This is a genomic window from Novipirellula aureliae, from assembly GCF_007860185.1.
Lineage (GTDB): Bacteria > Planctomycetota > Planctomycetia > Pirellulales > Pirellulaceae > Novipirellula_A > Novipirellula_A aureliae.
On record NZ_SJPY01000004.1, the window covers coordinates 450433 to 474655 of the forward strand.

Consider the following 24223-nt stretch of genomic DNA (forward strand, 5'->3'; position numbering starts at 1 on the left):
TTAACGCTAGTGCTTTTGGCTTGTTTGACAAGCTTTGTAACAAAGGTTGTGACGATTGTTGTGCGATCGAGCCAACTTGCGGATGCGAAGCCCCGGTCGCTTACTACGAACCCACTTGTGGCGCCGATCCTTGCTGCGATAGCGGATGTGCCCCACGTTGTGGCCTCTTGAGCAAATTGTTCCATCGTGACAACGCTTGTGACGCCTGCTGTGCTCCCGAGCCAACCTGTGGCTGTGAAGTTATCGAGCCAGCCTGTGGCTGCGAACCAGTTTGCTGCGAACCTGCTGGCCCTTCGTGCTGCACGAAGATCAAGGGATTTTTCGGCAAATTGTTCCACAAAAACTCTTGCTGTGACTCCTGCTACGCTCCCGAGCCAACTTGTGGCTGCGAAGTCATCGAGCCAACTTGCGGTTGCGAGCCTGCTTGCGGAGCTGGCTGGTAACTCACCAACCATCTGCGAAAGAATAATCAACGAATCCTCGGTTGCGACTCATCGCAACCGAGGATTTTTATTTGACCGCCGGTTCCCTGGCTCCCGCTTGTGGGCCCGTAGATTCTTATTCGCCTACACTCCTTTCGCAATCTCAAAAATTTCTTCCTCCCGAAGTACATTATCGTTGCTTTCGAACAAAGCCTGAATCGCGGCACTATGTGTCTTCATCTTCAACCCTCCGACACCGATCGCACCGAAGGTGCAAACGTGGCCAACCATTTTGGCTTTGTTTCCAGCATCGATGCCACCAATTCCTGCTGGTGGAACCGCATTCAAGTCGATTGCAACTTGAAGACGCTCGCTCTGACAAAGTGTTGTCTCATCAACAAGCTCAACGCCCGCCGATCCGCAAGCGACGAGCCCATCCGCAGCCCTTAACAATTTTGCTTTGTCAATCGCCGACGTGGCTTGGGTACCTCGAACCAAGTTGGTGCGCAAGGATTCGTTGACCTCCATCGCCAACTTCTCGGCTGATTCTATCGATCGACTCGTCGCAATAACGCTGGCACCTGACAAGCCAAGCAATTTGCAAACGCGGCGTCCTACGGGTCCCGTCGATCCCATCACGACGACGGTTGCACCTGACAAGGTGATCCGTTCTGCCAAGCAAACCACAGCCGCCGAAGCCGTCGTGTTGCAGCCGTTTGCATCGAGCATCGCGGACACTCGAAACCGTCCAAAAAAACAGTCTCGCACAGTGGTTAGAATCGATTCGGCTGCCGAGACGTTGGTGCCACCGACAAAGATCGCAGTGTTCTTCAAAGCTTCGATACCGCGAGTGAACATCGCTCCATGTACAATCGATCGCACATCATTGGGGGTAACCCCCGAGTAGGTAAGCAAAGAATCGACTCCGGCATCGATCGCAGTAATCGAATCAAAACTACTAGCGTGCTGGTCCGTATCGAGTTGGATCAGTACCTTTTGCATTGTAAGCCTGTCATCGGTGAGGTTCAGGGTAGTGGATCTTGTGTAAGATCCTTAGGCACGCGGATCTTGAAGCAGACCCACGATATCGCCCCCAACGCCAAAATTAGACGGTGAGCTAGAATCCCTTGTAGGGGTGCGCTGCGGAGTCTTTCTTGGCCAACATCTCATCGGCAGAAGGTTTGTCACACATCGCTGCCACGAGAGCTTGTTTGGTTGCTTCGTAATTAAATTGGAAGATCTTTTCGTTGTCTTCCGCTTCGGGATGGATAAAGACACCGCAAACACAAACCAATCCCTCGGCCTGGTCTTTGGGGATGATATTTTCGGCAACCGCATCAGCGACCGCTTTGGCGACGGCTGATTGTGCCGGCCCAAACATTTGCACGGCTTGACGCATTCCCTTAATCGTCACTTTTGTCACCATCACGGTCGATGGTTTTACGGCAACGTTGGGTTCCAATACCGCCAACAAATTCGTGTGTCCTTCGCTTTGATTCGAAAGCGCATTGGCGAATGCAACTCCAACGGGACCATTCTTGCTGCCAATCATCAAATCGATATGAGCCACTTCATTGCCATCGCCAACCAATGCTTCGCCAATATGAAAGTGCATCGCTGTTCCTCTCCAAAGAATATTGTCTTGTTTGATATCAGCGTGTGAAATACACACTGCCAAAGTTTGAAATTACCAGATCAAAGGTCTTGATTCCACAGGGCACTCCCAATCGTGTAGACTGTGAGGCTCAAATGCTGTCATGCGAGTCTCGGAGAGATTCGTTTACTTACGTAGGTCCGTCGCTTCGAGACGGACAAGCCGTTACTATCATACTGTTTTTCGAGTCTCGGAGAGACTCGCCAACTATCCTCTCAAAAATGGTGTTTCGTCAGTGCCGCTCGATCCAAACTCCACTCCCGAGCGTCGGTTTAACCGTCAACTGGGACTCTGCTTCTTTGCCGTTTATTTGCTGCTCTATCTAATCTATGTTTTGACGAATGCTTTCAATCCTTCCTCGATGGAAACGATCGTGCTAGCTGGTTTGAACTTGGCGATTGTGTATGGCTTTGGTTTAATTCTGAGCGCATTGTTCTTGGCGATACTTTACGGAACTCTCTGTCGCAACGAGCCGATTGATGCCGACGCTTCGAAGGGCGACTCAAGCGATGGAGGGAAGGCCGTATGATCTACGAACCCACTTGGATCGCCGTTTTTATTTTCTTGGCCTTCGTTGTTTTCACGGTAGGGCTGAGCTTCTACCTAGGTCGAAAAGCGACATCGTCCGAAGGCTATTTCGCTGCTCACGGCCAAATCCCCTGGGCTGTTAACGGACTGGCATTCGCAGGCGACTATTTATCAGCGGCCTCGTTTTTGGGAATCTGCGGAATGATCGCCGCTTATGGCTACGATGGCTTTCTGTATTCGATCGGCTATCTGGCGGGCTGGATCGTTGCCTTGTTTGTCATCGCCGAACCGATGAAACGACTTGGGCGGTTCACCTTCGCCGATGCCCTCGATGCCCAATTCAATTCCCGCGGCATTAAGTTGGCCGCCAGTATCAGCACCTTGGCGGTCAGCATCTTTTATTTGATCCCACAAATGGTCGGAGCCGGATCACTGATCCAACCCTTGCTCGGCTTTCCCCATTGGGTTGGCGTCGTGTTGGTCGGTGCCGTGGTCATCACGATCGTTGTCACTGCAGGCATGGTCTCGACGACTTGGGTCCAGTTTTTCAAAGGAACGCTCCTTGTTATTTTCAGTGCGATTTTAGTCGTCGTTGTTCTTGGACGAGGATTTGAAGCGTCCAATGGCGATTTGAAATCGATCGGACCGATTGAACGAAACGCGATCTCGAGTAAACAAATCGATGGGCGAGACGTGCTTGTCCCAGTCGATGGCTGGCAAGAATTCCCCGAACTCGTGCGGCTATCAAATCCCGATGGCGGCTTCGAAGTCTTTCGTGTTCAAGAAGTCGATGATGAATCGGTATCGGAGTTTGTGATTCTATCCCAAGCTCAATCAATGACGAACCGTGCCGATGGTAGCAAGCTGGTCGACGGCTTACCGTTTGGCGATGGCGAGGGGCAACGAGAACTCAAGCCAGTGGGACATTTAGCAAAGCTACCCGATCGCTACACGCCATCTTCGCCAGTCGGACCGATCGAGTTCTTCAACGTGATTCGAGATAGCGAGGTGGTGCTTTGGGGAACAAGTGTTGTTCGGCATGACGATGGTTCGACGACCAAGGTGTTCTATCAGAAACCAACCGCTGGCAATCGGGTGCTGCGTCCAGGAGAACATCCGACGTTCGCAGGCATTCGCGGCGGCGGCACGACCGACCGAATCAACTTCCTCTCGCTGATGTTGGCGCTTTTTTGTGGCACTGCTTCGCTACCGCATATTTTGATTCGCTACTACACCGTCAAAGACTCATCGGCGGCGAGAAAAAGTACAATTGTGGGAATCGCCAGCATCGGTTTCTTCTACGTGCTGACGCTGTACTTGGGCCTAGGAGCGATGACCAGTGGATCGCTGGACCTAACCGACTCGAACATGGCTGCGCCCTTATTGGCTCGAAGCATGAGTCAGTGGTTGTTTGCGATCATCTCAGCGATTGCGTTCACGACCGTATTGGGAACGGTCAGCGGTTTGATTTTGGCTAGTAGCGGTGCGGTGGCTCACGATTTGATTGGCGGCGTTTTGGGGATCAAGCTGAGCGGACATGCTCAAGTGCGAGTTGCCAAGATGGCTGCCGTCGTCGTCGGCATCATCGCCATTTTCCTCGGCATCATTTTCAAAGAGATGAACGTCAGCTATTTGGTCGGTTGGGCATTTTGTGTGGCCGCAAGCGCCAACCTGCCCGCATTGGTGATGTTGTTGTTTTGGAAACGAACAACCAAGGAAGGGATTATCGCCAGTGTTCTGGTCGGTATGACCAGTTCGCTGGGGTGGATCCTATTATCGGCCGACACCTACCAAAAGGTTTATGGATGGGACGCCGCCGACGCGATCGCTCCGTTCAGTCAGCCAGGCATCGTGACGATTCCACTAGCGTTCTTGACGCTAGTGATCGTTTCGTTGTGCACGAAACCGAGTAAAGCTTAAGGCGGTTTTGCCGCTGGTGTCGCTCTGCTCTCCTAGCGGGGCGGCAGGGACTTCGTCGGGGTCAGTCTTGATCTTCGCGAAGCGTTCCCTCAGGGGAAAGGTAAATACACCAACCCCGGTTGGTCTTATGACGAAACGAACCGCTAATGCACGCTAATCGACGCTAATGAAATCATTCGAACCTGGACGCCCATGCTTGATTAGCGTTCATTAGCGTCGATTAGCGGTTTCAAATTTTGAAACAAACACCACCAGCCTCGTTTTCATTCGTATCGATTCGTAGACGAACAAACGGTGAAGGAGGCGTTTATCCTGTCTCGCAAGAAGAAGAGGACTTCGTCGGGGTCAGTCTTGATCTTCGCGAAGCGTTCCCTCAGGGGAAAGGTAAATGTTGGTCTTATGACGAAACGAACCGCTAATGCACGCTAATCGACGCTAATGAAATCATTCGAACCTGGACGCCCATGCTTGATTAGCGTTCATTAGCGTCGATTAGCGGTTTCAAATTTTGGAACAAACACCACCAGCCTCGTTTTCATTCGTATCGATTCGTAAACGAACAAACGGTGAAGGAGGCGTTTATCCTGTCTCGCAAGAAGAATAACATGGCTAACCAAAACTTCACCTTTACCTTTCATACCGGCTAAGCGGTGGATGCCGGGTCTGAAGCCGAGGACTTCGTCGGGGTCAGTCTTGATCTTCGCGAAGCGTTCCCTCAGGGGAAAGGTAAATGTTGGTCTTATGACGAAACGAACCGCTAATGCACGCTAATCGACGCTAATGAAATCATTCGAACCTGGACGCCCATGCTTGATTAGCGTTCATTAGCGTCGATTAGCGGTTTCAAATTTTGGAACAAACACCACCAGCCTCGTTTTCATTCGTATCGATTCGTAAACGAACAAACGGTGAAGGGGGAGTTTATCCTGTCTCGCAAGAAGAATAACATGGCTGACCAAAACTTCACCTTTACCTTTCATACCGGCTAAGCGGTGGATGCCGGGTCTGAAGCCGAGGACTTCGTCGGGGTCAGTCTTGATCTTCGGTTTTCACTGAGGAGGACTTCGTCGGGGTCAGTCTTGATCTTCGCGAAGCGTTCCCTCAGGGGAAAGGTAAATGTTGGTCTTATGACGAAACGAACCGCTAATGCACGCTAATCGACGCTAATGAAATCATTCGAACCTGGACGCCCATGCTTGATTAGCGTTCATTAGCGTCGATTAGCGGTTTCAAATTTTGGAACAAACACCACCAGCCTCGTTTTCATTCGTATCGATTCGTAGACGAACAAACGGTGAAGGAGGCGTTTATCCTGTCTCGCAAGAAGAATAACATGGCTGACCAAAACTTCACCTTTACCTTTCATACCGGCTAAGCGGTGGATGCCGGATCTGCGTCGTTTCTATAGAAAACAACTTGACCCAGCCTACATGCTTACGACACTAAGATGACAAGCGACATCTTGCGTCCTTAACGGCGGCGACCACTTGATCTCGGTCGCTGCCGATGCAACTTACATGCCCCATTTTGCGGCCTGGCTTTGCATGCTGCTTGCCGTACAAGTGAAGGTTAATACCGGGAACCTCAAGTGCTCGATCCCAGGGCGGACTCGTCGTCTCATCCGGCCATAGATCACCGAGCAAGTTTGCCATCGCGGCGGCACCGCAAACCAAATCGGTGCACCCGAGCGGCAGACCACAGACGGCTCGAACATGCTGCTGAAACTGACTGGTGTGACACGCTTCGATCGTCACGTGCCCGGAATTGTGTGGCCGCGGAGCGACTTCGTTGATAATGACCTCGTCGCCTTTGACGAACAATTCGACACATAACAAACCAACCACACCCAACGACTCTGCCGCCGCAATCGCAATCTCTTTTGCACGCTGTTCGACTTTCTCATCGACGGCTGCGGGTAACATGGTAATGTCGAGAATGTGGTTCGCATGATCGTTCTCAAACACCGGAAACGTGCTGGTGCGTCCATCCACGGTCCGGGCAACCACTACCGATACCTCGCGATCGAAACGAACGAATTTTTCAGCGACCCATTGCGGTTGGCTCACCCAATCCACCTCCTTGGCACCCTCAATCGATTCAAGACGGTGTTGGCCTTTGCCGTCGTAGCCACTGCGGGCCGTTTTCAGAATCAAAGGCCAGCCTACTGTTTTCGATACAGCGGAAAGCGAAGCCAAATCGGTCACCTCAGCAAACGGGGCCACAGGCAATCCAGCATCTCGGAGCGTGTTCTTTTCGACCAAGCGATCTTGTGCCGTCGCCAAGACAGTTGCCGATGGATGCGTCGGAGCATATTGCTGGCACGCAGCGATCGTTTCCGCAGGAATGTTTTCGAATTCCAACGTGATCACGTCGCATTGACCGGCGAACGCTTCGACCGCTGCCAAGTCGTTCAATTGGCCCACGACACAGGCGTGTGCGACCTGGGCTGCTGGTTCGTTGTTCGACCCGCAGAAGACGATGACGCGGTATCCCATACTCGATGCCGCATGCGCGAACATCCGGCCTAGTTGACCGCCACCGACCATACCGATGGTGCCGCCGGGAAGGATGATCTTGTTTGAAGTTTTCATTTATAGTTCTGCGGATTCGATCACACTTTGAGTCTGTTTTGCAACGAAGTCGGCCAACCGCTGCGCCAATTTTGGGTCGGATAACGCCAAGATACGAGCTGCCAAAATTGCTGCGTTCTTGGCACCCGATTTCCCGATTGACATCGTCGCGACGGGGATTCCGCCTGGCATTTGTACGATTGACAGCAGTGAGTCGAGCCCCTGCAAAGCCCGACTTTGCACTGGCACGCCAATTACGGGCAAATTCGTTTCCGAAGCAACCATTCCCGGCAAATGGGCAGCACCGCCCGCACCCGCAATGATGACTTTCAATCCACGCTCCGATGCACTGGTTGCATAATCAACCATTCGCATCGGAGTGCGATGTGCTGACACGACGTTTTTCTCGTTGGGGATTTCTAGTTCATCGAGCACCTCGGTCGCAGCGATCATGGTTTCCCAATCGCTGCGGCTTCCCATGATGACGCCCACGAGCGCATCGGTCTTTCCAAATTCATTCATATCGTTTTACGGTGTTAGGGGAAGATAAGTACTGGTTCGACCTCCCCCAAGCTTCGCTTGGGGGAGGTCGTTAAGCTGTTGACTCTGCTGAACTTAAAAACTGCACGATCTGTTCGCGATGTTTCTTCAACCATCGATCAATTCCAATTCGCAGAAGGCTAGCCGGAATCGGTGTTCGCCATCGTCAAATCGTATTGTCGCCGTTCGCTTGGGGCCGCGCCCGGTAACCGAGACGATTCGGCCTTCGCCATGCTCGCCGTGTCGTACCAAATTGCCTTCGCGGTAGGCGGTAACGGGGATGCTCGATGGACCGGACATCAAATCGGCAGCGGTCTTGAGTCCCAAGACGGCCTTCTTTTTCTTTTTCTTTTTTGCCACTAGCTCTTTGAGTTCTTCCTCGGGCAATTGACACGACTCGTCAAACGGCGGATCGGCTGTTTCCTTGACGGACGCGGCCGCCTCGGAATCGAAATCCTCGTCATCCTCTTCCTCAGGCAAATCCCACGACTCGGGGTAATCGTCTTGCGAATCCTCGTCGAACCAATTTCGTTCGAGTTCGCTTTCGACTCGTCGCATCTCGTCGAGTGGCAACTCGTTAAAGAATGGACTGGAAATCGCGGGCCGTGATTCGCCTCGCATCGTCCTGCTCTTACAGCATGACAATTGCAATCGCTCCTTCGCTCGCGTGATTCCGACAAACAACAAACGCCGCTCCTCTTCAAACCCGCTATCGGTATCCTTCGATCGGGAATGTGGAAGCAAACCATCCTCGACGCCGATCACGAAGACTCGCGGAAACTCCAAACCCTTTGCCGCGTGCAACGTCATCACCGTGACTCGGTCGGTGTTGTCTTCAAACGCATCCGTATCGGCCACCAAAGCGGTTTGCTCCAAAAACAGTTCTAGCGATCCATCGTCGGGATGGTAGCGGTCAAACTCGACCCCCGCTGTGATGAACTCGTCAACATTCGCTACCGCGCTACTGTCCTGGCCATCAACCACCGTCTTTAGCAAGTGATCTTCATACCTCGTTTCCTCGACGATATAACGAATCAAGTCCTCCAACGTCGCGGTGGCCTTGATCGCCAAGCGGTCATACAGCTCGACAAACCGTTTCACCGCTGTCGCCGATCGTTTTGCCAGACCTTCGATTTGGTCGACTTGGCGAGTCGCTTCGAGCATCGGAATGCCGTGCCGATCCGCATGGCTCCGTAAATACGCTATCGTCTTGGTTCCGATCCCTCGCGTCGGAGTGTTAATCACACGCTGCAGTGCGACGTCGTGTTTCGGATTGTTGATGAGATGTAAATAAGCGAGCAGATCCTTGATCTCTTTTCGTTGATAGAACTCGAGTCCATTAATAATTTGGTACGGCAGATTTCGCCGTCGCATCGAATGTTCGATCGATCGCGAAAGAGCATTCATGCGGTACAGAATTGCAAAATCGCGAGGCCGAAATCCTTCAACCGCAATGGCGTTAGCAATCTCGTCTGCGATCCCGTCCGCTTCCTCGTAACCATTTTCGTAGATCCGCAGCGTGACCGCATCCCCTTCGTCATTGTGCGTGTAAAGTTCTTTGTTCTTTCGCCGGCGGTTGTGGCGAATCAATTGATCGGCAGCGCGCAAAATGTTCGGGGTGCTACGGTAATTTTGTTCCAAGCGAACCGTTTTGACTGACGGATAATCCTTCTCGAAATCCAATATGTTATTGATGTCCGCACCGCGCCACCCGTAAATCGATTGATCGGGGTCACCGGTAACGGACAAATTCGGATGGTTGATCGACAATCCGCGAACAATCGCATATTGGGCCAGGTTCGTGTCTTGATACTCGTCCACCAAAATATAACGAAACCGAGTGTCAAGCTCTTGCCTGAGTTCCGGGTGCTCTTTGAGTAGCAGGGCAACATGCAAAAGTAGATCGTCAAAATCGACGGCGTTGGCAGTCAACAATTGTTGTTGATAGACAGGATAGACTCGCGCTGCCATCGTCGGGCCCGACCGCTTGGTTGCGGCAAGCATCATTTCAGGGGTGACCAAGCGGTTCTTCGCGTTACTGATCGTCGTGGCGATCTGTTCGGGGGAAGTGTGCGAAGTCGAGATGTCGGCGGCTTCGATCGCTCGCTTCATCGCCTGCTTCGCATCGGATGAATCGTAGATAGAATAGTTTTCGGTCAATCCTACCATCGTGGCATAGCGGCGAAGCAGCTGAGCACAAAATCGATGAAACGTGCCCATCCAAACCGATTTCCCAGGTGCCAACTGCTCGACACGAGCCCGCATTTCATCGGCTGCTTTGTTGGTGAATGTCAATGCAGCGATCTGAGACGGCGGGACGCCCTGGTTGATCATGTAGGCGATTCGATGCGTAACGACACGAGTTTTCCCAGAACCGGGGCCTGCTAAAATCAATAACGGGCCGTCGATATGAGTTACTGCATCGGTTTGGGCCTCGGTCAAACCCTGTAGAATCACGTCCATGTCAGAACTCTCGTTTTGCATTTTCAGAAATTTAGGCATGTTCGAAACAGACTTCGTCCTTTCGCTGCCCTATGATAACGAAATCCGCTAAAAACGTTAGTCACTTCAAACACGACTTTCACAGAACATCCAAATCGACTCTTACCAGGAAAAGCAGACAAAATGGGAGCTAAAAACGTGCTCGGGACCGAGTTGGAATCGTGCAGCACCGATCCGATGACCGGCTTTTATCGCGATGGCTGCTGCAATACCGGAGCTTCCGACGCAGGACTCCATGTGGTGTGTGCCCAGATGACGGCTGATTTTTTGCAGTTTTCAAAATCGCGAGGTAACGATTTGTCGACGCCCAATCCAATCTTCCAGTTCCCTGGCCTAAAACCGGGCGACCGTTGGTGCTTGTGCGCAGCACGCTGGAAAGAGGCCTACGATGCCGAGATGGCCCCGGCAGTCGTCCTTGAGTCGACCCATATTAGTGCATTGGAATTCGCCTCGCTGGAGGAACTGCAAGAACACGCGGTTTCCAAATGACGAAATCCTTTGGACGGCTTCGCCATAACGTCATTCCACTCAACGAGCGGAAAGCCTCCACGGATTGGCTTGGTCCACTGATTTATCCTCAGCTCGAAATTGCCTGCCGCTCAGAGGGCGAAGCGACAATCAACGCTGGCGAAGCGACAATCAACGCGAAACGACCTGATTCGAGGCGACAACGGACGTAGAGCAAGCCTATGCCGCGCGTCTTCGCTCGGACGTCTCTGATGGCGTTCGCATTGGGATCGTCGATGGAACTTCTTTGCCCGGAAACTCCCATGCCATTCCCAAACGCTCTCCAAGCCGAGTCTTCCGGACAAAGGCTTCGTAAGTCAACAAACTAACCGTCACGCTAACGGCAAACGAGATTGCTGTTTTCGCTGCTGGATTGACTTCCGGCATCATTAGCTTCAAATCGAGGTGCGTAAGCCCGAGCAGCGGATGATGGACCAAATAGACCCAGAACGAAGCGGCCGCGAGATATTGGACCGATACCGGCAATCGATTCAACGATAAGCTGGCGGTCGATAGCCACAGCGTCATCAACCATGCCGCTGCGACCGTGATGATTGCTAACGCAACCGAAGCTGGCCAATCGCTACCGGTCGCTAAATTGCTGAACTCCAAATGCCAACGCCCGAGTGTGACCGCGGTTGCTAAGAACATCCAACTTGCGATCCCCAAGACGCCTCGTCTTTTCCTCAGCCAATGAAAGCTTGGGTCTGTTGCCGCGATCCATAAACCGCCAGCGAAAAAACTGCCGCTGTACAACCATTTGCTCGGCACGGGCGCAAACGCATGCTGAAATCCCCAAACGACTTCAGGGGCAACCAGCAACGTAGCACTTGCGGTCAGAAATAGGATCGCACAAACGTGCAGGGAACGGTTTCCGATCGAACGGCAAAGCGAATGCAGGTACGACGGAAACCAATCGCGATACCTTCTCCAAATTTCAACCGTGATTCCGGTCGCCACGATATACAAGAACAGGTAGAGCATGAACCACAAATGGCTCAAACCCCACAAATCGCGGTCGATTTCGCCATCAAATTTCAGGCTTTTTAGCTTCACCGCGGCGACGGTACCCTCGGCAACCCATGCCAATACCCAGGTGTAAAGGCCGATCGGCAAGACGACGCAACTCGCAAACGCCAACGGAATCAACAACCGCTTCGCACGCGTCTTGATCAATTGCTCGCTGCCTCGCCGAGACATGGTTTGGTAGGCAAAGTAGCCTGCCAAGAGCAAAAAGATGGGCATGATAAATACTTCGATTCCCCAAAATAGGCAATCGATTGCTGAACTTGTAAAACCGTTCGCTGCCTCCGAACGGATATCGGTGACCGACCATGCTAGACCTGGCATCGGGTGCTGCAGGTAGGGGACGCAGGCGTGCAACAACACGACGCCCAATGCGGCGAAGGCACGAAGCGCATCAAAACCGACCAAGTTTGAGCACTGCGTTGGGGCGATCGGCGTTGGGGCGATCGCCGCGGGAAACGTTTTTTGGATTGGCAAGATGTCCATGATGCCAATTCCAATACCAAATCGTCCTCGCGGAGCGAAAGATCAATCCGGAATGTCAATCGCCATTCATAATCGCTTCTTTGATCGCGGCGACGATTGCACTTCGACTCAATGCTGTCGCGGTGATTCGGTCGATATCCAAACCGAGGGCTACGCCAATTCGGATCGCCAAATCGACATCGCGAATGCCTTCATATTGATTGGTGACTTGATCATCGATATAGATCGTTTGCCGATCCGACCGGAAACCCGATTCGTAGCGGTCGGCCAGTTCTACGATCCAGTTCTCGGGGACGCGGACACTGCGGCAATGATCGAGACTCCAAATGTGGTCGCCGGTACACTGCGAGAGTAGAGCCAACGCACGATGCCGAGCAATTTCGATCACGTGTCAGACTCTCGAAATAGCTGGTCAATTTTCGCTGCGATAATGAAATCATTCTCGCTCAGCCCACCGATCGCATGCGTTGTCAATTCAATTGCCAGTTGCCGATAGCCTGTCAGATGCAAATCAGGATGGTGCTGCTCCGCTTCGGCTAGCTCCGCAATACGATTGATCGACTTGATCGCGGCAACGAAGTTCGAGCATTTTTTGTGAAGCACGATTGCAGACGAAGTTTCATTGATCGACCAATCGGGAATCGATGCCAAGAGGGACAAAGCTTTATTGTGTTCAAGTACGGCAATACCGCCTTCGCAGGGAACACATTTTGAATTGCGAAGTCGTTGAGCGTTCTTGGTCATATTACGGGATAGATAGAATGAGTCGGTTCAGAGACGGGTGCTCGAAACTTGCTGTTTACGTAAAAACAAATTCCCGCAGTTTTTGTTCCAGGTACTCTTCCCTTCTTTAGGTGAACGGCGTAGGGAACCAAAACGATCAACGGATGAATTGCTTTGTCTTGAGCAGTTTGACAATCTCATCCGCACACTCATCGATCGTTTGTTTTGACGAATCAATCACCAAGTCAGGATTGGTGGGCTCATCGTAGACCGCGGTGACGCCTGGGAAATTCAACAATTCGCCTGCATCCGCTTTGGCATACTGCCCCTTCGTGTCTCTTTCGCGACAAACATCGATCGGCGTTGCGACGTGGACGACGACGAATTGTTCGTCGCCAATCAGTTGGCTAACTTTATTTCGCACCTCTTCCGAAGGTGCCACAAAGGAGGCGAGGCAAATCATTCCCGCCTGATTGATGCCATGAGCCAAGTGGGCGCTACGGCGAAGATTCTCGCTTCGATCGGCTGCCGAGAAGCCGAGATCGCGGCTGAGACCTCGACGTACGTTCTCACCATCAATCATTGCCACCGCTCTTCCTGCATCAAACAACTTCCGCTCGACGGCAAGCGCAATCGACGTCTTTCCACTACCGGTCAAACCGGTCAGTAGAACGGTAATCGCTGTTTGGCCAAACCGAGCTGCTCGCTCCTCAGAGGTGACGGCGGAAACGGCATTAGGATCGCCCGACGGATCGGCTGCCAGATCATCATCCCAAACCGAGCGAGTCTTTTCATCGCCCGACTTGTCCAAAATCATCCCGCCTGCGACGGTCGCGTTGGTTAAACGATCGATCACGATAAACGCACCTGTTCCGCGGTTGCGACGGTATGCGTCAAAGTGCAGTGGACCACTCAGCGAGATACTGACGCGTCCGATCTCATTGAGCTCCAACTGAGGTGCTGGCTCGCGATGCAATGTGTTGACATCAACGCGGTATTTCAGTGTATCGATTGTTCCTGGCATTGTTTGGGTCGTGTGCTTAAACAAGTAGGTCTTGCCCGGAACCATCGACCCGGCATCCATCCAAACGAGCATCGCCTCAATGTGGTCGCGACTTTTGGGCAGGTTTCCTTCACGAACAATCATATCACCACGGCTGGCGTCAATTTCATCTTCCAACGTCAACGTGACCGCAAGCGGTGTGAACGCTTCGTCCAAATTCCCGTCATAGGTAACGATCTCTTTTACCCTCGACTTTTGCCGACTCGGCAGCACCATAATCTCTTCGCCCTTGCGAATGATGCCCGACGCGATCGTACCACAGAAACCGCGAAAGTTCAGATTAGGGCGATTGACTAATTGGACAGGCATCCGGAAATCTTGGAGGTTCCGGTCGCTGCCGATGTAGACCGTCTCCAAAAAGTTCATCAGCGTGCTGCCATCATACCAGGGCATATTTTCACTGCGGTCAACCAAGTTGTCGCCTTTGAGTGCGCTGATTGGGATAAAATGCACGTCTGGCAAATCCAACCGCGTGGCAAAAGATCGGTAGTCGTCACAAATTTCATTGAAACGGTCTTCGCTAAAGTCGACCAAATCCATTTTATTCACAGCAACAACCACGTGCCGAATGCCCAACAACGACACGATAAAACTATGTCGTCTCGTCTGAGTCAAAACGCCGTGCCGAGCGTCGATAAGAATAACGGCCAAATCCGCACTACTCGCTCCGGTCGCCATGTTCCGAGTGTATTGCTCGTGACCCGGAGTGTCCGCAATGATGAATTTGCGTTTCGCCGTGCTAAAGTAACGGTAGGCGACATCGATCGTTATCCCTTGCTCTCGCTCAGCCTTGAGCCCATCGGTCAGTAGTGCAGGGTCGAAATCACCGCCAACGGTACCGACTTTTTTGGAATCGGACTCGAGCTGAGCCAATTGGTCTTCATAAATCATCTTGCTGTCGTACAACAAACGACCAATCAGCGTGCTTTTCCCATCATCAACACTGCCGCACGTGATCAAGCGAAGCAATTGCTTGTGCTCATGCTGCTTGAGGTAAGCGTCGATATCGGTGGCGATCAGATCAGATTTATGGGACATGGTTGAAGTTTGAAGGTTGAAGTTTGAAGGTTGAAGTTTGAAAGAATGTAGATTGGGGGCGAGAGGAAGTTTGGTTTTCAAACTTGACCCTTCACCCGTCAAACTTCTTAAAAGTATCCGCGTCGTTTTTTCTCTTCCATTCCCGCACCACCTTCATCTTGGTCAATGATTCGTCCTTGCCGTTCACTGGTCGTCGCGAGCAACATTTCTTGGATCACTTCGGGCAATGTCGTCGCTTCACTTTCCACTGCGCCAGACAACGGATAGCACCCGAGCGTCCGGAAACGGACCATTTTCGTCTCTTCCTTTTCACCTTCAAGTAGCGGCATTCGGTCGTCGTTCCGCATCAGTAGTACGCCGTTGCGATTGACCACTTTTCGAGGTGCCGACAGGTACAGCGGAACAATCGGGATCTGCTCTAAATGAATGTACTGCCAAACGTCAAGCTCGGTCCAATTGCTCATCGGAAAGACGCGAATCGATTCGCCGTTCTTGACGCGTCCGTTGAACAAGTTCCACAATTCAGGGCGTTGGTTTTTGGGGTCCCAACGATGCGATTTATCGCGAAAACTAAAAACACGTTCCTTGGCGCGACTTTTCTCTTCATCACGTCTCGCTCCGCCAAATGCAGCATCAAAACCGTACAGATCGAGAGCCGCTTTGAGCGCATCGGTTTTCATGATCTCCGTATGGCGTTCGCTGTCCTCCCATGGCTTGATGTCGTGTTTTAGCCCCTCTTCGTTGATATAGACCTGCAGATCCAAACCGAGTTGTTTGCGGACATAGCTATCACGAAACTCGATCATCTCATGAAACTTCCACGTCGTGTCGACGTGCAACAGCGGAAACGGGATTTTGCCCGGATGGAACGCTTTGAGTGCCAAATGCAACAAGACGGCTGAGTCTTTTCCTATCGAATACAGCATGACAGGCTTACTGAATTCGGCAGCAACTTCACGAAAAATATGGATGCTTTCCGCTTCGAGCTGCTTCAAGTGGGTGAGGTTGTAGTCCGTCATGACGGCAATGTGCTAATCGGTTGGGGGACGAGAATGTGACGCGGCACTAGAAGAATGCCCGACAGTATAAACGTAATCGCAAGAATCGCCAGCCTTGGGGCAACAGCGATGCGTTTTTTTGTATTACGCTCGATCACGTGCTTAGCGGAATGCGTGTTTGAAGCATAACGCTAAGAGTCTTGCGACCCGCTGGGCAAAACCTATTTCTTAACAAGCGTCCAATCGCGACGTTGGCGACTGCTGGGAATCGTCATTCGCTTGCGATACTTGGTAACCGTCCGACGAGCGACCGTCATGCCCGATTTCTTCAGCTCTTCAACTAACTGCTCGTCGCTGTAAGGATCGCTTTTGTCTTCCTTGTCGATCAAATCTTGCAGCTTCAATCGGATCGTATCCCAAGCGACATCCTCGCCCCCTTCGGTTTGGGTTCCGCCGACAAAGAACCGCTTGAGCGGCAAAATGCCTCGAGGCGTTTGGATCCATTTGTCATCGACCGCACGACTAACGGTTGTCACGTGAACGCCAACCTTATCAGCGATTTGCTGCATTTTAAGTGGCTCAATCGCCTCCGGCCCCTCGTCTAAAAAACGCTTCTGATGCTCGACAATCGCTTCCGCCACCTTTGTCAGCGTGCTGCGTCGCTGCTCGATCGAGTCGATCAACCATTGAGCACTGCTGATCTTCTGTTTGATAAACTCGCGTTCCTCGGAGGTGCTATTGGGGTCTTGCAACCGACGGCGATAGTACTCGCTGATGTAAAGCGTTGGGACCCGATCGTCATCAAGGCGGACTTCGTAGTTGCCATCTTCGTTTCGCTCCAAAATAATGTCAGGCGTCACGTTCGGAACATACGTCTCCATGAACGCCGCTCCTGGCTTCGGATTGAGCGTATGCAGCTCCTCCTTCAAGACCTGGATATGCTCCAAAGTAAAGCCGGTCTTTTTGGCGATCTGGGGCAGGCGGTTTTCGGCTAAGTCGACCAAATGTGACTTGATCAAAATTTCCATCTCATCGTGAAATGGGGCCGTTGGCGATAGCTGGTTCAATAAACACTCGCTCAGATCACGAGCCGCAATTCCGGCGGGCTCAAGAGACTGAACGACCTTCAACGCGGTCTCCGCAAGCTGCAGATCCTCGTCCGTATGCCCAGCAGGCAACATGTCGGCAATCGGCGTCCTCAAGTAGCCGCCGTCCCGTGCGTCAAGCGTGCTGATGATCCGCTCGGCAAGCAGTTCAATCCGGTCGTCAATATCGAGTTCGGACAATTGATGGAGTAGAAAATCGTTGAGCGACTCCGGCCTTGATTGAGCGTTTGCCATCAAGTCGTGCCGTCGATCGGAATCCTCTTGGACGCGGTTCGATGACCGACGAAACGAATCGTCAAAGGTGCTCGGTAGATCGTTGACCATATTTTGAAGACGCTCAAAGTCTTCCTGATTGTCATGGTCATCGTTGACAACCAACTCTTTCTCGTCCTCGCTCCGCGTATCCGCCGACGGGCGGTCATCTTCTAACGATTCGGGATCGGTCGGATCCGCATCTTGTTGTTCAAGCAGCGGATTCTCATTCATCTCCTGCTCGATCCGCTCCTGCAGGGCCAGCATAGGAAGCTGCAGAATCTCCATCGACTGGATCATCCGTGGCGCCAATTTTTGGACCTGCATTTGCCGGGCCTGTAAGCCCATTGACATCCGCATTGCAGCATTCTCAATCAAAAGAGGAATTTTTAAAGTTGTAACTCCGCCTCTCCGAGACGGATAACACGACAAACCGTCTCTTCGAGACGTGCAATGTATCGCCAGACAGGCTCGCGACCACGCTTGCCGAAACAAGCGGTCAGAAGCCTACCTAAGTAACTAATTCGGTACGTTATTCTTTTCGAGTCTCGGAGAGACTCGGCTACTTGTACTCGAGCCTCGGAGAGACTCGGCTACTTGTACTCAAGCCTCGGAGAAACTCGGCTACTTGTACTCGAGTCTCGGAGAGACTCGGCTACTTTTTTTCGAGCCTCGGAGAGACTCGGCTACTTGCACTCGAGTCTCGGAGAGACTCGGCTACTTTTTTTCGAGTCTCGGAGAGACTCGGCTACTATTTACTCGAGACTCGGCTGACCTTCATTGGGTGAAGGAGAGCACAAACCGTGCCAAGCCAGCAAGGCCATTATAGCTTTTGCCGACCGGTTAGTGCATCCGCAATCATCTCACGATTTGCATATTCTAAGACACTTCCCGCTGTAATCCCCCTAGCTAACCTAGTCATCTGGACGGGGAACTCACTGAGCAGGTTCGAAATGTACAGCGAGGTGCCGTCACCCTCCACAGTGGGGTTTGTCGCCATAATCACTTCACGGAACTCGCCGAGTCGAACCCGGTCGACAAGTGCTTCGATGGTGAGTTGATCGGGACCGATCCCGTCCAACGGGGCGATACGCCCCAATAGAACATGGTAAAGACCTTGGTAGGCACTTGATTGCTCCAGGCTCATCAAATCGCGAGGCTGTTCCACCACGCACAACCGAGTCGTATCGCGGTTCGGGTCCGAGCAAATCGAACACAATTCGGTTTCTGCTAGATTATAACAAGCCGAACAATAACGAACGTCTTGCCGAACCCGCCGAATAGCCTCGGCCAACGCCAACGCTTCATCTTCACGAACCCTCAGCAAGTGAAAAGCCAAACGCTCGGCACTTTTGCGACCAATACCAGGCAGTTTTCCTAGTTGGTCGACCAGCCCCGAGACTGCTCCGGCATAATTCTTGGGGGCCAGATGATTGGTGGACGAGCTCGAGGATCCGACGTTCGATTCCGCTTTCGGATCAGCGGCGAGCGACTCGGTACCGGAATTGGTGGTGCGATGCGTGAAAGCCATTAACCGCCCGTTAAGTGAGCGAGAATATTGTCGAGACCAGGGATATGCAAATCCATTTCGTTTACCATTTGCGTAATTGCGTCGGCGTAAAGTTGCTTCGCTTCAGCACCCGCGTTATTGGTCGCTTCCATCACCAAAGGTTCAAGCGCGGCACCGCCCGACTCGCTGGCGATCTGGACCGATTGCACTTGCCCGACTCCGTTCATCACGACCACGACGCTGCCGTCCAACGAGGCACCGCTTACCGTTTCCACCTTCATTTTCTCGTTGAGTTCTTTCATTTTCTCGGGCAAATCTTTAAGCGATCCCATCATGGAAGCGATATTGCCGAGATTTCCAAGTCCTTTGAACATAAATGTTCCCTTCGCGAATGATCAATCGATTCGTAAAATCGTTGGGTGATATTTTGTTAGATGCATGCTGCCCCAGGGCATTGTAACCCACCGATAGGTTGCCGCACACTCCGTGCTCTAATCGCTGGGCTTCCAGTGCCGTGAAGCGGAATCTGGGCTAATGGCCCTCGTTTTGCTATAAAAACCTGTTAATGGGATTTCCATTGAGAGCAAAGCTATTTAGAATCGGACTACGACGATTCGAGTCATCCATCCTTTTTTTTCGGTCGTTTGTTTGTTTTTGCGGTTTTTAAGGCGTGTCACCACATTCCGTCATTATTTGATTCGGAATCATTGCGAATGGGAGTTATTCTTGATTACAAAACTGCCAAGTTACTCGTGGCTCATCGACAATTGATGGTCGCATGACGCGGTAACGGAAAAAAAGACATGGACACGAGGTTGTTTGATGCAGGTAAAATTGAAGGTTTTGACGGGAAGTCATTCCGGCAGAGAAATCGCTGTCAACAGCGATAAGTTTATCATTGGCCGAAGTGATTCGTGCCAATTGCGTCCCAAGAGTGAGTCGGTGAGCCGCAAGCATTGCATCTTGGTTGTGCAGGAGAGCCGAGTCCTCATCCAAGATCTCAAAAGTCGCAATGGGACGTTTGTCAACGAAAAGCAGTTGCCGATCGGAAAGGCAAAGGTTTTAAAGCCTGGCGACAACTTGAAGATTGGTAAACTTGAATTTGAGATTCTGATTGAACATGGGCTGCAAGCTCCGAAGAAACCGGAGGTCCAAAATGTCGGTGATGCTGCCGCGCGAACCGTCGAAGCGGGGACCCACGACAGTCGTTTCGAGGAAGTCGACGTGACTTCTTGGCTCGATGAAGCGGACCAAATCGATCGAGTGCGAAAAGTGGCCGATCCCGAAACACGGCAAATGAAATTGGGGGAGGTCGCTGATGAGGCCCCCAGTCGCGATGACGATAGTAGCGAACTATCCATCCACGAATCGGATTCCGACTCGAAAGCGAAAGATCGACAAAGTCGAACCAAACAGAAACCGGGAAAATTGCCAGAAGGCCTGAAAAAGACCATGAAGGAGAATTCACGCGACGCAGCAGACGATGCTCTCAAACGTTTCTTTAGCGGTCGATAAAATTGTGGGATCCCATGGAAGAATCCACCCCCCTACTCATTCAACGGTACCGTGATAACGACCCCGATGCGTTCGAGCAATTGGTCGCTCGGTATCATTCGTTGGTTTTCGGGATCTGCATGAGATTCCTACGCCACCGACAAGATGCAGAAGATGCTACCCAGGAAACCTTCTCTCGCTTGGCCAAGCATCTCAGTAAATGGGATTCGGGGCGTCCATTCGAACCATGGCTGAAGGCGATTGCCGGAAACCGTTGTCGAACCTATCGGTCACGCTTCCAAAATCGCGAGATGTTGCCGTTGACTCAAGACCCGTCGGCAGCGCTAGACCAAGTTTGCGCCGCTGCACAGCCGAATCAAGACGCCGCTCGCGAGGAGGTCCGTGAAGAACTCCGCTTGGCCCTGCGAACGTTACCTGCGAATCATCGAAATGCGTTTCAGTTGTTCCACGAACATTCGCTCGGATACGCCGAAATCGCTGCGGAGCTCGAATGCCCCATCGGCACGGTAAAAACATGGGTTCACCGTGCTCGCGTGGCCGTGATGCAGCAATTGCTCCAACGCGAGGTCGTCAACGAACAGATGGAAAAACACTACCTTTCACCAAATGGCTTGAAAGAGAGGATGCAATGAATTGTGATGATTTCCTCGAACGACTTCAAGATCAGATTGATCGCCGTCAACCGATCGATCAAGACCGCCCGCTTCTTAACCATGCCGCTCACTGCGATCTTTGTCGTGGGCAACTATTCGCGTGGCAACAAATTAACCAAATCATGCCTACGGCAACCAAGCCGGCAACCATGTCGGCAACCAATCCGGCAATTGAAAAACCGACTCCTCTGATTGGACGTTTGGCCATGTCCGCCGCCATGATCGCTGCCGCCGTCATGTTTGCGTTCTCTGTGATGACGTCCAGTTCGGAGCCGAGTGCTAGTAACCGAGGGTTTCGTACGTTTCCCAAGCCAACGGCGCTAGCCGCTGGTTCCGTCGAGAACCATTCTGCCGAACCCGCGGCTAGGGTTGCCGGCTCTGTTACCGGCCATTTCAACCGCCTAGAGGCTGCTGATGTGTTGGCGACTCGCGACCCGGCGATCGATGCGTCGCAGTGGATCCGATCGGTTCGCGAGCGGCAATGGATCGACGAGACGATGCCGACGGTTCACTCATTGCGAGACGGAGTCGCTCCGCTCGGACGCTCGCTCATCCGAGCGGTCACCATTCTGACAACGAGTTCCGCGGAACGACCCTCCTAATGCAAAACTCTCCACTACGATTCGTTCTCTTTGTAACAGCTGCAATGCTTGTTCAGACGGGGACATGCTTAGCCGATCAATTGTTCCAGCTTCGAAACGGTTTGACGCTACGCGGATCAAAAGTGGAAATCGCTTCGCTGGACGGTAATGCGTTTTCAGCCGCGACCAACGGCGACCCTCAATTTCGACCGATTTGGGTCATCGATGATGGCTTAACGCGTATCTACATGCACGGGAAAGGGATGTCAGCAGCCGAGCCGGTAAATGTTCGAAATATCGAAGAACCGATTACTTTTTGGCAACCTACCCCGCTCGGTGGTAAAGAGGTTGCCGCAGTCGGCAGTATCCTGGGAACCTCGGCGTTCAACGAATATGGTCGCCGCGTCATGACCATACGCGGCGTCGACGGCTCACCTCTCGAAATGATCCAAGGCATTACCGAATTGAACGGACGCTATGCCCGATTAGAAAGTCTAAAAGGCGATACCTCTTATGTTTGGGATTCGCGAATCGCAACTCGGTCGCTTGATTCAGCAACACTCAAGCGGATCTTTAAGCGACGATTGAATTGGGACGAACTCGATCGTCGACTCGAAGTCGTTCGCTTCTTTATTGAAGCCGAACGATTCGGAGATGCTGCAGAAGTTCTCTCAGAGGCGATCGACACTTTCCCTGCAGCGAAACAGATGAATTCGCAATTGGTTGCGATCGTCGAACGTCAAGCCGCTCAATTGCTGGACGAAGCAAAACTTCGGTCCGAATCGGGACAAAACGATTTGGCAATGCAGATCTTAAGCCAGTTTCCCATTGATCAGGTTGGGCGGGTGACTCGGCTACAAGTTCAAGATGCGATACAAAAAATTCAAGATACCGATCGTCAATCCAAAGCGATTGCAAATCAACTTGAATCTCAAATTGCAAAGCTCGACCAAGCGGAATCGCTTCAACCGATTTTAGCGGAGATCAAAGCGGGCTTATCGGCGGCTACCTTGTCGCGATTGAGTGACTACATTCGGCTCGGTGCGTCCGATGCCGTGCCGCTCGAAAACCGTGTCGCACTCGGTATTGCCGGTTGGTTGCTCGGCAGCGGATCGAACGAATCAAACCTGACCGTGGCAATCGCTCTCATCCGAGTCCGCGATTTGGTTGCCGAATATCTGGGGCCGAGCACTCCCGGTCGACGTGAAGCGATTCTGAATGAACTGCGGAATCTTGAAGGGGCACAACCCGAATATGTCGACCGCATGCTACCGCTCTTAGTGCCGACAATGCCCTGGCCCGAAGACGCTCAAAGCGAGCAAGTTCCAGGTATGTACTTCATCGGCAAGGGTGAGGAAGTACTCGAAAAACCGCCAGTACCACGATATGTGATCCAATTGCCACCCGACTACGATCCGCTTCGCGAGTATCCCTGTTTAGTATCGCTGCACCCGCTACGCGGCACCCCGGTCGATGAAATCGAGTGGTGGGCAGGACGATACAACGAATCGATGAACGAGCGAGTCGGCCATGCATCGCGAAACGGGTTTATCGTCGTCGCACCATTGTGGACGCGAAGCGGGCAACCCGATTATCAATACACACCTCGCGAGCATGAGCGGGTATTGGTTTCGCTTCGGGATGCCATGCGTCGGTCATCGATCGATGCCGACCGGATCTTCTTAGCGGGACGTGGCGAAGGAGGTGCTGCGTCGTGGGACATCGCCTATTCGCATCCCGATTTATGGGCAGGCATGATTTCGATCAGCGGCGAACCGGGTAAAACGATTATGCACTATCACCCCAATGCATCGTATGTTCCGATGGTCTTGGTGATGGGCGAACGCGACAGCGCCCCGACGCCGCTGGTGCGAAACGGGGCAATCATGAGTGACTATGTGACCTATCGAAGCGATGCAATGGTGGTAATGTATCGTGGCCGGGGACGCGAATACTTTTATGAAGAGGTACCGAGACTATTCGAATGGATGAAGTTGCCCTCGCATGTTCGGCCGAAAATGCCGCTCGACATTGATGTCGCCACGATGAGAGAAAGTGACAACTTCTTTTGGTGGCTCGAAGTCGGTCCTTTTAAAGAAGGCCTATCGGTCGACCCACAATTGTGGGATCAGGCCGACCGGCTACGTGCGGCCCCAATTTCCGCGTCGATTGGCAATGACAATCAAATTCGCATCACACAGGGCCCAGCGGATGAATTCACGATTTGGCTCCGACCGATCGAGAACCTGGATTTGTCTGCACCGCTTACCATTCGCCATCGATCGCGTCGAGTGACATTTGATTACGATCGATCATTAAAGGGGATGCTCGAAGATGTCCGTCGCCGAGCTGACCGTAAACGCCCCTTCTGGACCTCCGTCACAATCCCCTAGTGCAACTTACACAGGTATTCACCCACCTTTTTCGGCGATTCCCTACCCATCTTCGCCGGTCACCACCATGGTGGGAGAAGGGGACCGGAGCAGCCCAATAAGCCCCTTAGGGTGCATGACCGGGTTTGTTAGGAATCCTTGATTTTGGTCTTGCGGCAGCGGTGGCGGAAACCATCGTTTCTTTGGCCTCGGCGTTTCCAGAAAGCGTCTCGATCGTGCGTTTCGCTCAAGTCGTC

21 protein-coding genes are annotated in these 24223 nt (G+C 52.3%); 8 read left to right on the forward strand and 13 right to left on the reverse strand.

The window, feature by feature from the left end; all coding sequences use genetic code 11:
- Positions 1–566 precede the first annotated feature (566 nt).
- Positions 567–1424: an NAD(P)-dependent methylenetetrahydromethanopterin dehydrogenase gene (locus tag Q31b_RS14070; RefSeq protein ID WP_146600308.1), complete on the reverse strand. Its 858-nt coding sequence runs from the start codon at positions 1422–1424 to the stop codon at positions 567–569.
- 115 nt (positions 1425–1539) lie between these two features.
- A complete protein-coding gene (gene fae / locus Q31b_RS14075; protein ID WP_146600309.1) occupies positions 1540–2037 on the reverse strand; it encodes a formaldehyde-activating enzyme in 498 nt (165 codons plus the stop codon).
- A 274-nt stretch (positions 2038–2311) separates the two neighbouring features.
- Between fae and Q31b_RS14080 the strand changes: the two genes are divergently transcribed.
- Both Q31b_RS14080 and Q31b_RS14085 read left to right on the forward strand, forming a co-directional pair.
- The gene (locus Q31b_RS14080) at positions 2312–2605 is read left to right on the forward strand and encodes a DUF485 domain-containing protein (protein WP_231617565.1); all 294 of its coding nucleotides are present in this window, start codon (positions 2312–2314) and stop codon (positions 2603–2605) included.
- On the forward strand, positions 2602–4524 hold the full coding sequence (locus tag Q31b_RS14085) for a sodium/solute symporter (protein ID WP_146600310.1): 1923 nt from the start codon (positions 2602–2604) through the stop codon (positions 4522–4524). The genes Q31b_RS14080 and Q31b_RS14085 overlap by 4 nt, the downstream gene beginning before the upstream one ends.
- A 1442-nt stretch (positions 4525–5966) precedes the next feature.
- Here the strand turns inward: Q31b_RS14085 and Q31b_RS14095 are convergent.
- From Q31b_RS14095 to Q31b_RS14105, 3 genes are all read right to left on the reverse strand, one after another.
- Positions 5967–7115 (reverse strand): 5-(carboxyamino)imidazole ribonucleotide synthase, encoded by a 1149-nt coding sequence (locus Q31b_RS14095; protein WP_146600312.1) that lies wholly within the window; start codon positions 7113–7115, stop codon positions 5967–5969.
- Entirely contained in the window at positions 7116–7616 is a 501-nt protein-coding gene (gene purE / locus Q31b_RS14100) for a 5-(carboxyamino)imidazole ribonucleotide mutase (RefSeq protein ID WP_146600313.1), read from the reverse strand.
- Between the two features lie 126 nt (positions 7617–7742).
- A complete protein-coding gene (locus tag Q31b_RS14105) occupies positions 7743–10097 on the reverse strand; it encodes an ATP-dependent helicase (protein WP_146600314.1) in 2355 nt (784 codons plus the stop codon).
- A gap of 162 nt (positions 10098–10259) precedes the next feature.
- On the opposite strand from Q31b_RS14105, the gene Q31b_RS14110 reads away from it, so the two are divergent.
- Positions 10260–10625 carry a DUF2237 family protein gene (locus Q31b_RS14110; protein ID WP_146600315.1) on the forward strand — a complete coding sequence of 122 codons (366 nt, stop codon included), beginning with the start codon at positions 10260–10262 and terminating at the stop codon, positions 10623–10625.
- On the forward strand, positions 10622–10816 hold the full coding sequence (locus tag Q31b_RS14115) for a hypothetical protein (protein ID WP_146600316.1): 195 nt from the start codon (positions 10622–10624) through the stop codon (positions 10814–10816). Before Q31b_RS14110 ends, Q31b_RS14115 begins: the two co-directional genes overlap by 4 nt.
- A gap of 7 nt (positions 10817–10823) precedes the next feature.
- Here the strand turns inward: Q31b_RS14115 and Q31b_RS14120 are convergent, their stop codons facing one another.
- The 8 genes from Q31b_RS14120 to Q31b_RS14155 all read right to left on the reverse strand — a co-directional run bounded on the left by Q31b_RS14120 (position 10824) and on the right by Q31b_RS14155 (position 19219).
- Positions 10824–12155, reverse strand: a complete 1332-nt coding sequence (locus tag Q31b_RS14120; protein ID WP_146600317.1) for an acyltransferase family protein — start codon at positions 12153–12155, stop codon at positions 10824–10826.
- Positions 12156–12210: 55 nt separating this feature from the next.
- On the reverse strand, positions 12211–12543 hold the full coding sequence (locus Q31b_RS14125) for a hypothetical protein (protein ID WP_231617566.1): 333 nt from the start codon (positions 12541–12543) through the stop codon (positions 12211–12213).
- The gene (locus Q31b_RS14130) at positions 12540–12899 is read right to left on the reverse strand and encodes a 4a-hydroxytetrahydrobiopterin dehydratase (protein WP_146600318.1); all 360 of its coding nucleotides are present in this window, start codon (positions 12897–12899) and stop codon (positions 12540–12542) included. Before Q31b_RS14130 ends, Q31b_RS14125 begins: the two co-directional genes overlap by 4 nt.
- A 136-nt stretch (positions 12900–13035) precedes the next feature.
- Positions 13036–14979: a sulfate adenylyltransferase subunit CysN gene (gene cysN / locus Q31b_RS14135; protein ID WP_146600319.1), complete on the reverse strand. Its 1944-nt coding sequence runs from the start codon at positions 14977–14979 to the stop codon at positions 13036–13038.
- 107 nt (positions 14980–15086) lie between these two features.
- Positions 15087–15998: a sulfate adenylyltransferase subunit CysD gene (gene cysD / locus Q31b_RS14140; protein ID WP_146600320.1), complete on the reverse strand. Its 912-nt coding sequence runs from the start codon at positions 15996–15998 to the stop codon at positions 15087–15089.
- Between the two features lie 200 nt (positions 15999–16198).
- Entirely contained in the window at positions 16199–17713 is a 1515-nt protein-coding gene (gene rpoN, locus Q31b_RS14145; protein ID WP_449289928.1) for an RNA polymerase factor sigma-54, read from the reverse strand.
- A 445-nt stretch (positions 17714–18158) separates the two neighbouring features.
- The gene (gene recR, locus Q31b_RS14150) at positions 18159–18866 is read right to left on the reverse strand and encodes a recombination mediator RecR (protein WP_146600321.1); all 708 of its coding nucleotides are present in this window, start codon (positions 18864–18866) and stop codon (positions 18159–18161) included.
- On the reverse strand, positions 18866–19219 hold the full coding sequence (locus Q31b_RS14155) for a YbaB/EbfC family nucleoid-associated protein (RefSeq protein ID WP_146600322.1): 354 nt from the start codon (positions 19217–19219) through the stop codon (positions 18866–18868). Before Q31b_RS14155 ends, recR begins: the two co-directional genes overlap by 1 nt.
- 448 nt (positions 19220–19667) lie before the next feature.
- Here Q31b_RS14155 and Q31b_RS14160 point away from each other — a divergent pair, with 448 nt between their 5' ends.
- From Q31b_RS14160 to Q31b_RS14175, 4 genes are read left to right on the forward strand one after another with little or no spacing between them, the layout of a single operon-like run.
- Positions 19668–20360 (forward strand): FHA domain-containing protein, encoded by a 693-nt coding sequence (locus Q31b_RS14160; RefSeq protein WP_146600323.1) that lies wholly within the window; start codon positions 19668–19670, stop codon positions 20358–20360.
- 14 nt (positions 20361–20374) lie between these two features.
- A complete protein-coding gene (locus Q31b_RS14165) occupies positions 20375–20992 on the forward strand; it encodes an RNA polymerase sigma factor (protein WP_146600324.1) in 618 nt (205 codons plus the stop codon).
- Complete coding sequence (locus Q31b_RS14170) at positions 20989–21615, forward strand: hypothetical protein (protein WP_146600325.1); 627 nt, start codon at positions 20989–20991, stop codon at positions 21613–21615. The genes Q31b_RS14165 and Q31b_RS14170 overlap by 4 nt, the downstream gene beginning before the upstream one ends.
- Positions 21615–23987, forward strand: coding sequence for an alpha/beta hydrolase (locus tag Q31b_RS14175; RefSeq protein WP_231617567.1), 2373 nt, complete (start codon positions 21615–21617; stop codon positions 23985–23987). The genes Q31b_RS14170 and Q31b_RS14175 overlap by 1 nt, the downstream gene beginning before the upstream one ends.
- The last annotated feature ends 236 nt before the right edge of the window (positions 23988–24223 follow it).